This window comes from Primorskyibacter flagellatus, assembly GCF_014638275.1.
Classification (GTDB): Bacteria; Pseudomonadota; Alphaproteobacteria; order Rhodobacterales; family Rhodobacteraceae; genus Pseudooceanicola; species Pseudooceanicola flagellatus_A.
The window spans coordinates 136,881-149,949 of record NZ_BMFJ01000001.1 but is presented as its reverse complement, the minus strand read 5'-3'; the positions used below and the strand labels follow the sequence as shown (position 1 = coordinate 149,949).

Genomic DNA, 13,069 nt, shown 5'->3' with positions numbered 1-13,069 from the left:
TAGTATTTTAGTCAAGTACCCGCGAATGGTCTGGATCGTATGGGAAAATTGACAACCAAGACATGCCGGGAAATGAGGCGGACCGGGTCAGAGCCGTTCGCCCGGCAGCTGGCTGGCCTGCCGCACCCACACCGCCAGCTGCGTTTCGAAGTCATCGCCTTCGAGGATATGCAGGGCCCTCACGCCTTCGGCTTTCAGCCGCTGTGGCGGTTCGGGGTCCAGCAGCGCGCCGCGGAAGAAGGTGACCTTCATGTAGGCCGTGAAGGCGTGCAGGTTCAGGAACCAGAGGTCCTTCTCCACCCCGTAGAGCGGAGAGTTCCATTTCACCGCCCTCACGACGCACGGCACCTCACGCGGGACGATGTCGTCGATCCGCGCGGCGACATCCTGTTTCCAGCCCGGAAGCGCGGCGATATAGGCCCGAACCGGCGCATCGCCGTATCCCTTCGGGATCTGCGGGTTGCCGCCGTACAGCAGCCTGGGAGACGTGTCATCGCTCATGCACCCAGTCTCCGTCCGGCCCCGCTGCTTGTCCAGCGGACAGAGTTGTGAGGTGCTCAGCGCGCCTCGATCCGCCGCCTGCGCCGCAGGACACCCAGCCCGCCGCAGGCCAGCAGCAACACCGGCAGGGTCGCGGGAAGTGGCACCTGCGGGGTGGCGGGGGCCGTGTACATCACCGAGTTGTTCTGGACGAAGCGGTCGTTCAGCACAAAGCTGGACCCCGCCTCCATCGTGAACAGCAGGGCATAACGGAAGCCGCCTTCGAACAACCCGTCCCCGCCCTCCGGCCCCGAAGACGAGGCGCCGGCGCTGAAGGTGAAGCCGTCCGGGCCCGTGACGAGCGTCTCGGACACGAAGACACCCGCATCGTCATCGTCGATCGTCCGCAGGTAGGGGGCGAGCGGCAGGTAGGTCACCGACACGCCCGCCGTCGGGTCGACTTCGAATTCGTAGGACAGCGACGCGCGGGCAAGCCCGTCGCCCCCGCTGAACCCCGCCCCGACGGACGCCGAGAATTCGCCGAGGATGTTGAACGACACGGTGGACGCGCTCTCGTTGGTATAACGGAAGAACCGGTCGATCAGATAGTTCGACCGCGCGCTGCCGCTGACCAGACCATCGGCGGACATGAAAACGGCGCTGCCGTCGTTGTCGACCTCACGCCGGGTGATCATGTTGCTCAGGGCGTTTTCGGTCCCGTTCTCGTTCGTGATGGTGACGTTGTGGGCTGCGCGGGCGACCTGGCTGAGGTCCTGTGTCCTCTCCGCGACGACGCGCCGGTCGAAATAGGGAAGCGGCGGGTCCGTGTAGGGGTGGGAGACCTGCGTCGACCGAACATCGTCCGGAACGATCGGGGTCGTCTGGACCTCCGCTTCGGCACCGGTGTCAACGTCGAGACCGAGGAGCGAAAACTCCAGCCCTGCTGGCCCGGCACCCGAATTCAGAATGAAACTGTGATAGTAGTCCACCGTGCTGGTGGCGCTGACCGGGGCGGACAGCGCTGGAGCGGCGGCGATGACGGAAAGGGTGGAAAATGATAAAAATCTGAATGCCATAGCTATAAGTCCTTGAAGGAATACCGTCTGCGGATGCCGGACCCCGGCCTCCCCGTGACGGGTCTCAGAAACCGAACAGGTCCCATGACCCGCCGCCGTGCCCCGTGTCGTCCGCGACCTCGCCGGTGTTGATGGTCAGGATGTCGATCCAGTCGTCGTGCTTTTGATCCCCGGCGGATTCCCGCGCCGCGCTGACGGCGGGCAGGATCAGCGACACAGGTGCCTCGCGCGCCGTGAAAACAAAGGCGTCCGACACCGCCTGAACCAGCTCTCCGTCCGATCTGAGACCGGCTTCCTTGACCTTGGGCATGGTATTCTCCTCTCATGCATGTGCTTATGCCGCCGAAGGTTATAAGCTTGACGCAAGGGAATCCTGAGCAACTGCTGAGCGAATTCTGAGGCCGCCCCGCAGTCCGCCGCGACCGGGCCCGGAACGCGTCGGCCCGCATGCGGACAAGGCCGCTGGTACAGAGCATGATCCACAGGTTCTCGGGTTTCGAGTTCGACGCAGACCGTCATGAACTGCGCCAAGATGGCCGGGCCGTTCCCCTGCCGCCGAAACCGTTCTCCGTGCTGGGATACCTGATCGAACGCCGCGACCGGATGGTTCCGAAGGCGGAACTGCTCGACGCGTTCTGGGCGGCGGAGGTGTCGGAAGCCGCGCTGCAGACGACGATCCGGGTCATCCGCAAGGCACTTGGCAAGGAGGTCGGCGCGGCGGCAATCAAGACGTATCACGGCCAGGGCTTCCGCTTTGTCGCCTCGCTGGACGCACTGGACGCCCCCGGCCCCGCCGCCACCCGCGATCCGGTGGCGCTGTCTGAACAGCGGCTGGTGTCGGTACTGTCGATCCAGATCCGTGCCGCGCCGGGACAGGACCAGACGGTTCGCGCGACGCTAGACGTCGCCCGCGCCCGGATCGGCGCGGATCACGGCCGGCTTCTGCACATGATGCTCGACGGGTTCACTGCCGTCTTCGGCCTTGGCGAGGATGGCGAGGACAGCGCCCGCCGCGCCGTCGCCTGCGCCTGGGACGTGATGGCCAGCGCCCCTGTCGCGGAGCTCGGCGGGGCAGTCGTCTGCGGCGTCGAAACCGGCGCGGTCGTCATTGGCGGTACGCCGGAGGCGGAGGACTGGACCCCCCCGGGCGACATCGAACGTCAGGCCGCCGATCTGGCCCGCACCGGCCTGTCCGGAACCATCGTGCTGGGCGACACGACACGGCGCATCCTGGAGGGAGAGGTAGCCGTCGAATGCACCCCGGCCGGACATGTCCTGCGGGCAGAGCCAAGCGGACGGGCCGGCATCGTCGCACGCGCGCCGCGCGGAACCGGCGGGTTCGTCGGCAGAGAGGCGGAACTGGCCTTCCTGGCCGCCGGGGCCAGCGGGGCGCGTGCGGGCGCGGGTCAGGCGGTGCTGCTCTCGGGCTCCGCCGGGATCGGAAAATCCCGGCTGGTCCGCGAATTCCTCGCCCGCACCGGCGCGGAGGGCATGGCCATCGCCACAGCCCAATGCCTGCCGCGCCTTGCCAGCACGCCGCTGGCCCCGGTCAGTGACCTCTGCACCGCACTGGCGCAGCATGCGCCCGATCCGCAGACGCTCGACCCCGCCGACCGGGCCCTTCTGCGCCGCCTGCTCGACCCCGCCGCCCCCCCGGCAGAGGTGCTGGCGGGCCTCTCCGACCACGCCATACGCGACCGCAGCAGCGCCCTTTTCACGCAGGTCGTCGGCGCCGCCTGCACAGCGGACCCGCTGGTGATCGTCGTTGAGGATGCACACTGGATCGACCCCGACTCCCGTGCCCACCTCTCGGACCTGATCCGGGACTGCGACCGCCTCTCCCTTCTGGTCATCGTCACAACACGCCCGACCGGGGACACGCCGCTGGCCGAACGGGTCCTGACCCTCTCGCCGCTTGGCCGGGATGACTGCCTGAGGCTGCTCTCCTCCTTTCCCGAAACCGCCCGACTGAGCGATCCGGCGGCGGAGGCGCTGGTCCGTCGCGCCGGCGGCAACCCGTTCTTCCTTGAGGAACTCGCCCTCGCGTCCCCTGCCGGAGAGACGCCGGGACAGGACCTGCCCGACACCGTGCAGGCCGTGATGGAGGCGCGGGTGGCCACGCTGGAACCGGCACATCGCGCGGTGCTTTACGCCATTGCGGTGATCGGCCCGCCAGCTTCCCAGGCACTGGTCGCCGGTCTGCTCGGGCTCGACCCTGCGACCCTGCGCACCCACATCGCACATCTCGTCGCGGCCGGGTTCCTGACCGAAGGCGACACCGGCGTCGCCTTCCGGCACATGCTGCTTCACGACACCGCCTATGCCATGATCGCCCCGCCGGACCGCGCGCGCCTGCACGGAGAGGTGGTGCGGCTGCTTGAAACCGGCGCCGACCCGTCCCGGCCGGAACCGCTGCCCGAGACCCTTGCCCTGCACGCGCAGGAGGCAGGGGACACCGGGCGTGCGCTGGACTACTGGATCCGCGCCAGCAACGCCGCCATCTACCGCGCCGCAGGGCGGGCCGCGATCGCCTTTGCGCGACAGGGGCTGGCGCTGATCGACCCCGATCGCCCCGAAAGCGCCGCACAGGAAATGCGGCTTCAGCTCTCCCTCGCCCCGGCGCTGATGGCCCAGTCCGGCTATGGCGCGGAGGAGGTCGGCCGCGCCTATCGACGCGCCCACCATCTCAGCGAACGGACCGGGTCGGATAAGGCGCGGATGCGCGCCCTGCTCGGCCTTTGGGTTCACACCTGGGTGGCCGGACGGCTTGGCGAGTCGCTGCTCCACAGCCGCGCCCTGCTGGAAATCGCCGAACGCACGCAGGACAACGCACTGCGCCTGCAGGGGCATGGCGGGATTGGCGCCGTCCTGACGCACATGAGCGACCTTGACGGCGCGCGTCGTCATCTCGACGCCGGGCTGGCCCTGATCGGCACCAACCCGCCCGACACGATCACGCTGCAAAACGCCGCCGTGAATTGCGCCGCCTACGCCGCTTGGGTTGCGGCGCTTCGCGGAGACACTCCGGCGATGCGCGCGAACATCGCCCGCAGCGAAGACCTCGGCACGGCGCTCGCCAACCCGTTTGCCACCGCGATCCACCTGTCGCTCTGCGCAAATATCCTGATGTCCGTGGGAGAGGTCGGGCCCTGCCGCACCTTCGCCGACCGCGCGGTCGAACTGAGCCGGTCACAGCGCTATCCCTTCTGGCTTGGCACCGGGCTGGTGCTGCAGGGCTGGGCCGAGGGGCGCGCAGGAGATCCGATCCGCGGGCTGGAACTGATCGACGAGGGGATCGGAATTTTCGACGCCACCGGATCAGGCATCCAGACTGCCAACTGGCTTGGCATCCGGGCCGAGACATGCCTCGCCGCCGGCGAAATCGACGCGGGGCTGGAGGCGGCGATGCACGGCCTGCGGAAGGCCGAAAGCTACGGCGACAGCTGGTTCGTCCCGCGCATCCACGCCATCGCCGCCGCGCTCTGCGCCAAGGCCGGGCGTGATGCGGAGGCAGTGGACCATGCCCGGAAGGCCCGGCATCTGGCCCAGAAGACCGGGCTGAGCCCCATGGCCTTCGACCCGGACGGAGCGCTTCCGACACCCTGACTGATTGAAGGCCTCAGTCCTCCTCGTCCGCCCGCATCGAGAACGTGACGCGCGCCGCCGACCAGACGGACTCCGAATGCGCGATCGGTGTGCCGTCCGGTGTCCGGTCCGTGGCCCGCACGACAAGGACGGGCATGTCGGGATGCTGGTGCAGCAGCCGCGCCTCCTCCTCCGTCGCGGGCCGGGCGCGGATCCGGGTCTCCCCCCGCAGGTAGTCTTGAATCCCGTAAGACTGGTAGACGGCGGTGGTCGATTCCGCCTCGCGCCGCCGTTCCGGGAAATCGCCAAACCGGGTCGCATCGTGATACAGCGTCCCGCAGGAGACCGGCAGCCCGTCCGCCAGCGACCGGCGCACGCTGGCGACCACCGGCGCCCCCTCGGGCAGGCCAAGCGCCTTCGCGACCCGCGCGGGGGCGCCGATCCGGTCGGCGGAGAGGATCTCCCCGGTAATCGCCATGCCCTGCGGGACGAGGTTGCGGCGGAGCCGGGTGCGGCGGCTGATGGTATATTCGATCATTGGCCGGGGCAGCACGAAAGTGCCCCGCCCCTGCTCCACGCTCAGATGGCCGGAGGCCGCGAGGTCCGCGACGGCCCGCCGCACCGAATGGCGGCCCGCGCCGTAAATTCGCGCAAGTTCCTGTTCCGTAGGCAGCTTTTCCCCCGGCTTGGTCGTGCCGTCCTGAATGCTCTGTTCGATCAGGGCGCGGATGTCGCGCCAGCGGTCTCGTGTCATGGCCTTGGTCGTCCGGATGAATCGCGCCTCTGCCCGCATGGTGTGCCAGCCCTTTGCCGGATCCGGAAGCCCCGGGCGCTAACCCCGCCCCTGCGCAATGTCACAAAGGGTTCACGACCCGGTTGCGCGCACGTCACGAACCCGCGCGATTCATCCGGATGTATTTCACCGGAGGCTGACATGAGATTCAAAACCGCACTGCTTGGGCTGGGACTGGCTGCGACGACCGCATTTGCCGCCTCTGCCGACACCTGGAAACTGGCCGTCACCGACGTCGAGGGGATGGAGCGGCTGCAGACCGAATGGGGCCCGTTCAAGGACGCGCTCGAGTCCGCCACGGGCGAGACCTTCGAATTCTTCCCCGTGAACTCCCGCACCGCCGCCGCCGAGGCGCTGCGCGGCAAGACGGTCGACTTCGTCGTCTCCGGCCCGGCCGAATATGTCGTCATCAACAAGCTGACACAGGCCACACCGCTCATCGGGCTCGGTCGTCCGGACTATCACTGCACCATCGTCGTGCGCGCCGACAGCGGCCTGAACGCCCCCGCCGATCTGAAGGGCAAGAAGGTGGCCTTCGGCGACATTGGCTCGACCTCCAACATGCTCTGCCCGATGCAGGTGCTGGCGGACTATGGCGTCGATCCGGTGAATGACATCGAAAAGACCCACACCTCTAAGAACATCGCCTACGAGGCGCTGCGGAACGGCGACGTGCAGGCCATCGGAATGAACGCGGGCACCTTCATGGGCGTGCGCAACAAGCAGACCGACCTGCCCTACGGCGCGTTCCGGATGATCGCCCGCTCCGGCGACCTGCCGAACGACATGATCATGGTCGGCGCCCATGTGCCCGCCGAAGCCGCCGCGACCGTGCGCGACGCGATCCTGTCCCACAAGGCCGACATCATCGCCGGGATCACCGCGCATGAAGAGAACGACAAGTACGTCGGCATGGACCTCGTCGCCATCGACGACAAGGCCTATGACTACGTCCGCTCCATGTACAGCAACGCGGGTTACCCGCAGTTCGACACGTTCATCGGTGAGTGATCCGACCCTCGAACCGCCGGTCGCGCGGCCCGCGCAGCCGGACCGTGCCGGGGCGCAGCGCGCCCCGGTTTCCTCTGCCGGCCCCGCCCCCCTCTCCGGCCCCGCCGTCGACATAGAGGCGCGCGATGTCACCAAGCGCTTCGGCGACACGCCGGTCTTTTCCGGCGTCAGCTTCCGCCTCGCGCGCGGAGAGGCGATCGCCCTCGTCGGTGCGAACGGGGCGGGCAAATCGACGCTGCTTCGCTGCCTCATGGGGCTGATCCCTGTGTCCGGCGGCACCGTCTCCCTGCTTGGCCGGGACGCCACCGGCACCACCGGCGCGGAGCTGAGACGTTTGCGGGCACGCATCGGGCTTGTCTCGCAGAAGCACAACCTCGTGCCGCGCCTGTCGGTCCTGTCCAACGTGATCCACGGCCTGCTTGGCCATCACCCCGGCCTGCGGCACTGGAGCCATCACCTTGCCCCCGCCGCATCGCGCGACGCCGCCATGGCCGCACTTGAAAAGGTCGGGCTTGCCGATTTTGCCCTGCGCCGCGCCGACCGCCTGTCCGGAGGCCAGTCCCAGAGGGTCGCCATCGCCCGCGCCATCGTCGGCGCACCCGAGATCCTGTTCGCCGACGAACCCTGCGCCTCTCTCGATCCCGCGGCCGGTGAGGACGTGATGCACCTGTTCATGTCGCTGGCCCGGCAGGACGGCGTGACGGTGGTCTTCACCTCGCACAACCTCGACCACACCCTGCGCTACGGCGACCGGGTGCTGGGGCTGGCCGAGGGTCGGATGCGGCTGGACGCCACCGCCGCATCGCTGACGGATACCGACCTGAGGGGACTCTATGACTGACAGCCCTGCCCCCGCGGCCCCGGCCCGGTTCGAACGCCCCTCGGCCTTCGCCTTCCTCGGCTATGCAGCCGGTCTGACCCTGATCTTCTGGTGCCTCGCCGGTGCCGGGTTCTCGTTCGAAAAGATGGTCAGCGCGCCGCCCCGCTTCGCGGACTTCGCCGCCCGCGCGCTGCCGCCGAACCTCGATCCGAAGGTGCTGGCCCGCCTCGGCTGGAAGATGGTGGAGACCCTGCAGATCGCCATCGCCGGAGGTGTGATCGGCGTACTCCTGTCGGTCCCGGTCGCACTGCTGGCCGCGCGCGGGCTGATCTTCGGCCCGCGGGTCAACCAGACCACCCGCATGGCGCTTGGCTTCGTGCGCGCGGTGCCGGACATCGCCTGGGCGCTGGTCTTCGTGGTTGCGGTCGGGCTCGGCCCCTTTGCCGGGATGCTGGCGATCGTGGTGGACACCATAGGCTTCTGCGGCCGCTTCTTTGCCGACGACATGGAGGCGACGGACCGGGGGCCGGCGGAAAGCCTGACCGCCGCCGGGGCGCGCAGCATCGACGTGGTCGCCTGCACGACCGTGCCCGCCGCCATGCCTGCATTCACCTCGACCTCGCTCTACGCTCTGGAAAAGGCGGTGCGCTCCTCGACCATACTGGGGCTTGTCGGCGCGGGGGGAATCGGGATCGAACTGAAAGTCGGCTTCGACCTATTCGACTATCCGACCGCGATGACGGTGATCCTGATGATCGCGGTCGTGGTCGTCGGGATCGAACAGGTCAGCGGCCAGGTGCGCAGGCGCATCATCGGCGAAACGCGCTGAAGGCCGACAGGAAGGAACGACAAGATGCAGACGACATTCACCGGCGCCACGGTCTACCTGCCCGATCAGGTCGCGGAAACCTGCGTCACCATCCATGACGGGCGGATCGCTGAGATCGGCGGCCCCGTGCAGGGAGAGGAGATCGACGCCCGCGGCCTGATCCTCGCCCCCGCGCTGATCGACGTGCATGGCGACGCCTTCGAACGCCAGTTGATGCCCCGCCCCGGCGTCTACTTCCCGATGGAGGCCGCGGTGATCGACACCGACCGCCAGCTTGCCGCGAACGGGATCGCCACCGCCTATCATGCCGTGACACTGGGCTGGGAACCGGGGCTGCGCGACATGAACCGGGGCCGCGACCTGATCCGCGCGCTGCAGAGCCTCGCCCCGCGCCTGACGGTCGAGAACCGGGTGCAGCTGAGATGGGAGACCTTCGCCTTCGACGCCGTCCCGGTCATCGAGGAGGCGCTGAACGGCCCGCTCCTCCCCTCCATCGCCTTCAACGACCACACTTCCATGACGATGCGCGCCTTTGACGTGGCCATTCAGGACCGGGGGTTCGAACTGTCCCCCGACTTCTCCGTCGCCTCACTCAGGGATGACCGGATGAAGGCGCGCACCGCCAAGCACGCGCAGCGCTCGGGGCTGAGCGACGAGGATTACGTCGCGCTGCTCAGCCGCATCTGGGAGCGCCGGTCCGAGGTTCCGGCGGTCATCGGCAGGGTTGCCGGGATGGGCCAGAGGCTTGGCGCGCCGATGCTCAGCCACGATGACACCCGCGCCGAGACCCGCGCCTGGTTCCGCGGCATCGGCGCGACGGTGGCGGAATTCCCGATGGTGATGGAAGCTGCGCAGGCGGCGAAGGACCACGGGGATCCGATCATCTTCGGCGCACCCAATGCGGCGCGGGGGGGCAGCCATATCGGATCGCTCGCCGCCGGGGACATGGTGGAAGCAGGGCTCTGCGACGTGCTGGCCTCGGACTATTTCTACCCGTCGATGCTGGCGGCGGTCGCGCGGCTGGACGCGGAACGGCGGGCCGACCGGCTGCGGCTCTGGTCGCTGGTTTCGGACGGGCCTGCGCGGGCGATGAACCTGCCCGACCGGGGCCGGATCGCTGTCGGCGCGCGCGCCGATCTGGTGCTTGTCGACTGGCCCGCGGGACAGTCCCCCGCCATCCTCGGCACATGGGTCGCGGGGCGCATGGCCTATCGCGGCACCCCGCATGGCGCGCCCGCCGTGACCCCGAAGGTCAGGCTCCCCGCATGACGCCGCTTCGCATCGGAGCCTGCCTGCTGGCCGGGGAGATCGCCGCGCATCGCGACTGGCTGTTCGGCGACGCCCGTGACATCGAGATTCAGGATTTCATGAGCCACGCCGCCCTGACCACCGACCGGGACGACCGCATCGCCGCCGTGCGTGCCGCCCTGGACGGCCACGACGGCCGCGTCGGCATCCACGGCCCGTTCGAGGGGCTCGACATCGACAACAAGGACCCGGAACTTCAGCCGCTCATCACCGCCCGCTTCCTCGCCGCGCTTGAAGCGGCGGATGCCGTAGGCGCACGCCAGATGGTGCTGCATTCACCCTACACGCTCTGGTACCAGAACAACCTTCTCGCCGGCCCCGGTTACGCCGAAGCCAAGCTGGACCGCATCCACCACATCCTCGGCCCGGTCGTGCGTGCGGCCGAAGGCATGGGCATCGTGCTGGTGATCGAGAACATCCACGACACCCGCCCCGAGACGCGCCGGGCGATGGTGGACAGCTTTGGTTCCCCTGCCATCGCGCTGTCGGTCGACACCGGCCACGCGCATCTGGCCCGCCGCATGTCCGGAGCGCCGCCGGTCGACTATGTCCTGCGGGACGCGGGGGCGCAGCTGGCCCATGTCCATATTCAGGACCTTGACGGCTATGCCGACCGCCACTGGCCGCCGGGAGAGGGAGAGATCGAATGGCCCGCAGCCTTCGCCGCTCTTGCGGACTGTCCCTCCGCCCCGCATCTGGTGCTTGAACTGAAGGACCACACCCGCATTCCCGCCGGGTTTGCCCATCTCCGGGACCTCGGGCTGGCGGTCTGAGCGGCCGGTCCTGACCGATTTCCGGTCAGAGGGACGTAACGTCACAAAGTTTCAAGAAACCGCCAAACCACTGTTACACTCCCGCCGGAAGAGCGTGTGATCGACCACATGGGGGACCCAGATGATCAAGACGCTTTCCACTTCCGTTCTTGCCCTTTGCGCCACGCTTGGTGCGGCACAGGCCCAGACCGACATCAACTGGTGGCACGCCATGGGTGGCGAGCTTGGCGCGAAACTCGACGAAATCGTCGCCGCCTACAACGCCAGCCAGTCCGACTACCGGGTCATTCCGACCTACAAGGGCTCCTACGCCGAAACCATGACCGCCGCGATCGCCGCCTTCCGCGCCGGTGAGCAGCCGGACATCGTGCAGGTGTTCGAGGTCGGCACCGGCACCATGATGGCCGCCAAGGGCGCGGTCTACCCGGTCTACCAGCTGATGGCGGACATGGGCGAGGATTTCGATCCCGAGGGCTTCCTGCCCGCCGTCGTCGGATACTACACCGACACCGACGGCAACATGCTGTCGATGCCGTTCAACTCCTCGACCCCGATCCTCTACTACAACAAGGACGTCTTCGCGAAGGCCGGGCTCGACGCCGAAACCGCGCCGAAGACCTGGGGCGACGTGGAAGCCTTCTCCAGAAAGATCATGGAAACGGGCGCCGCGCCCTGCGGTTTCACCACCGGCTGGATCTCCTGGGTGCAGCTTGAAAACTTTTCGGCCTGGCACAACCAGCCGATCGGCACGCTGGAGAACGGCTTCGGCGGTCTGGACACCGAACTCACGGTGAACGGCCCCGCGCAGGTCAAGCACTGGGAAAACCTGGCCAAGTGGCAGAAGGACGGCACCTTCCAGTACGGCGGACCCGGCGGCGGCGCCGACTCTGCGCCGAAGTTCTACGCACAGGAATGTGCGATGTACATGAACTCCTCCGCCTCCCGCGCGGGCGTGATCGCCAATGCCAAGGACTTCGAGGTCGGCTATGGCATGCTGCCCTACTACGACGATGTCGAGGGCGCCCCCCAGAACTCCATCATCGGCGGCGCGACGCTCTGGGTGCTGCAGGGCAAGCCGGAAGAAGACTACAAGGGCGTGGCGGATTTCTTCACCTACCTCTCCTCCGCCGAAGTGCAGGCCGACTGGCACCAGTTCTCCGGCTACCTGCCGATCACCGAGGCCGCCTATGAACTTGGCAAGGAACAGGGCTATTACGAGGCCAACCCCGGGTCGGACGTGGCAATCAAGCAGATCACGCTGAACGCACCGACGGCGAATTCCAAGGGTCTGCGCTTTGGCAACTACGTCCAGATCCGCGCGATCATCGACGAGGAATTTCAGCGCCTGCTCTCGGGCGAGGTCGACGCACAGGGCGCGCTGGACAGCCTCGTGAAGCGCGGGAACGACATGATCCGCGACTTCCAGGGCGCCAACGGCTGATCCGCTGACAGTGCAGACGGCCCGCATCCCGCCGGGGTGCGGGCCTTTGCCACAAACAAGATGCAGACGAAACGCACGATCTTCCGCAACCGCTGGCTGCCCTACCTGCTGCTTGCCCCGCAGCTGGCGGTGACGCTGGTCTTCTTCCTCTGGCCCGCCGGTCAGGCGGTCTGGCAGTCCTTCCTGCGCGAGGATGCCTTCGGGCTGAAGACCACCTTCGTCGGCCTTGCGAACTACACCCGGCTGTTCGACAGCCCCGAATACCTGAACGCCCTGCGGGTGACGCTGGTCTTCTCCGTCTCCACCGCCGCACTGGCCCTGCTGTCCGCCTTGCTGCTTGCGCTGGCCCTGGACCGCACGATCCGCACCACGCGCCTCTATACCACGCTGCTGGTCTGGCCCTACGCGGTTGCCCCTGCGGTGGCGGGCGTGCTCTGGTGGTTCATGTTCAACCCGACCATCGGCATCCTGCCCTACCTGCTGGAGGGCCTGGGATACGACTGGAACCACGCGCTGAACAAGGGCGACGCCATGGCGCTGGTCATCATCGCCGCCAGCTGGAAGCAGATCAGCTACAACTTCCTGTTCTTCGTCGCCGGGCTGCAGTCCATCCCCGCCTCCCTGCGCGAGGCCGCGGCGATCGACGGCGCGGGTCCGGTGAAACGGTTCTTCACCATCACGCTGCCACTGCTCTCTCCGACCACGTTCTTCCTGCTGGTCGTTACCGTGGTCTACACCATGTTCGACACCTTTCCCGTCATCGACGCCACGACCGGAGGCGGCCCGGCCCAGGGTACGACCATCCTGGTCTACAAGGTCTATGACGACGGGTTCATCGGGCTGAACCTCGGTTCCTCCGCCGCGCAGTCGGTGATCCTCATGGGGATCGTGATCGTGCTCACCGTCATCCAGTTCCGCTATGTCGAGCGGCGCGTGACCTACTGAGGTACCCG

At 67.7% G+C, this 13,069-nt stretch carries 12 protein-coding genes; 8 read left to right on the top strand and 4 right to left on the bottom strand.

Annotated features, from left to right (window positions below):
- Positions 1-87: 87 nt before the first annotated feature.
- The 3 genes from IEV87_RS00695 to IEV87_RS00685 form a co-directional block, all read right to left on the bottom strand.
- Positions 88-501 (bottom strand): DUF1801 domain-containing protein, encoded by a 414-nt coding sequence (locus IEV87_RS00695; RefSeq protein ID WP_188475720.1) that lies wholly within the window; start codon positions 499-501, stop codon positions 88-90.
- Positions 502-557: 56 nt separating this feature from the next.
- Positions 558-1,556 carry a hypothetical protein gene (locus tag IEV87_RS00690; protein WP_188475719.1) on the bottom strand — a complete coding sequence of 333 codons (999 nt, stop codon included), beginning with the start codon at positions 1,554-1,556 and terminating at the stop codon, positions 558-560.
- A gap of 64 nt (positions 1,557-1,620) precedes the next feature.
- Positions 1,621-1,866 carry a hypothetical protein gene (locus tag IEV87_RS00685; RefSeq protein ID WP_188475718.1) on the bottom strand — a complete coding sequence of 82 codons (246 nt, stop codon included), beginning with the start codon at positions 1,864-1,866 and terminating at the stop codon, positions 1,621-1,623.
- Between the two features lie 164 nt (positions 1,867-2,030).
- Here IEV87_RS00685 and IEV87_RS00680 point away from each other — a divergent pair, with 164 nt between their 5' ends.
- Positions 2,031-5,162, top strand: a complete 3,132-nt coding sequence (locus IEV87_RS00680; protein ID WP_188475717.1) for an ATP-binding protein — start codon at positions 2,031-2,033, stop codon at positions 5,160-5,162.
- A 13-nt stretch (positions 5,163-5,175) separates the two neighbouring features.
- Here the strand turns inward: IEV87_RS00680 and phnF are convergent, their stop codons facing one another.
- A complete protein-coding gene (phnF, locus tag IEV87_RS00675) occupies positions 5,176-5,895 on the bottom strand; it encodes a phosphonate metabolism transcriptional regulator PhnF (RefSeq protein WP_188475716.1) in 720 nt (239 codons plus the stop codon).
- A 180-nt stretch (positions 5,896-6,075) separates the two neighbouring features.
- On the opposite strand from phnF, the gene IEV87_RS00670 reads away from it, so the two are divergent.
- The 7 genes from IEV87_RS00670 (at position 6,076) to ugpA (ending at position 13,061) form a co-directional block, all read left to right on the top strand.
- Positions 6,076-6,945, top strand: a complete 870-nt coding sequence (locus tag IEV87_RS00670; protein ID WP_188475715.1) for a PhnD/SsuA/transferrin family substrate-binding protein — start codon at positions 6,076-6,078, stop codon at positions 6,943-6,945.
- Positions 6,938-7,786, top strand: a complete 849-nt coding sequence (locus IEV87_RS00665) for a phosphonate ABC transporter ATP-binding protein (protein ID WP_188475714.1) — start codon at positions 6,938-6,940, stop codon at positions 7,784-7,786. The genes IEV87_RS00670 and IEV87_RS00665 overlap by 8 nt, the downstream gene beginning before the upstream one ends.
- Entirely contained in the window at positions 7,779-8,594 is an 816-nt protein-coding gene (phnE, locus tag IEV87_RS00660) for a phosphonate ABC transporter, permease protein PhnE (RefSeq protein ID WP_188475713.1), read from the top strand. The genes IEV87_RS00665 and phnE overlap by 8 nt, the downstream gene beginning before the upstream one ends.
- A gap of 24 nt (positions 8,595-8,618) precedes the next feature.
- On the top strand, positions 8,619-9,863 hold the full coding sequence (locus IEV87_RS00655; RefSeq protein WP_188475712.1) for an alpha-D-ribose 1-methylphosphonate 5-triphosphate diphosphatase: 1,245 nt from the start codon (positions 8,619-8,621) through the stop codon (positions 9,861-9,863).
- Positions 9,860-10,675 carry a sugar phosphate isomerase/epimerase family protein gene (locus IEV87_RS00650; protein WP_188475711.1) on the top strand — a complete coding sequence of 272 codons (816 nt, stop codon included), beginning with the start codon at positions 9,860-9,862 and terminating at the stop codon, positions 10,673-10,675. Before IEV87_RS00655 ends, IEV87_RS00650 begins: the two co-directional genes overlap by 4 nt.
- Before the next feature lie 121 nt (positions 10,676-10,796).
- Entirely contained in the window at positions 10,797-12,116 is a 1,320-nt protein-coding gene (gene ugpB / locus IEV87_RS00645) for a sn-glycerol-3-phosphate ABC transporter substrate-binding protein UgpB (protein WP_188475710.1), read from the top strand.
- A gap of 60 nt (positions 12,117-12,176) precedes the next feature.
- Positions 12,177-13,061 (top strand): sn-glycerol-3-phosphate ABC transporter permease UgpA, encoded by an 885-nt coding sequence (gene ugpA / locus IEV87_RS00640; RefSeq protein ID WP_188475709.1) that lies wholly within the window; start codon positions 12,177-12,179, stop codon positions 13,059-13,061.
- Positions 13,062-13,069 lie beyond the last annotated feature (8 nt).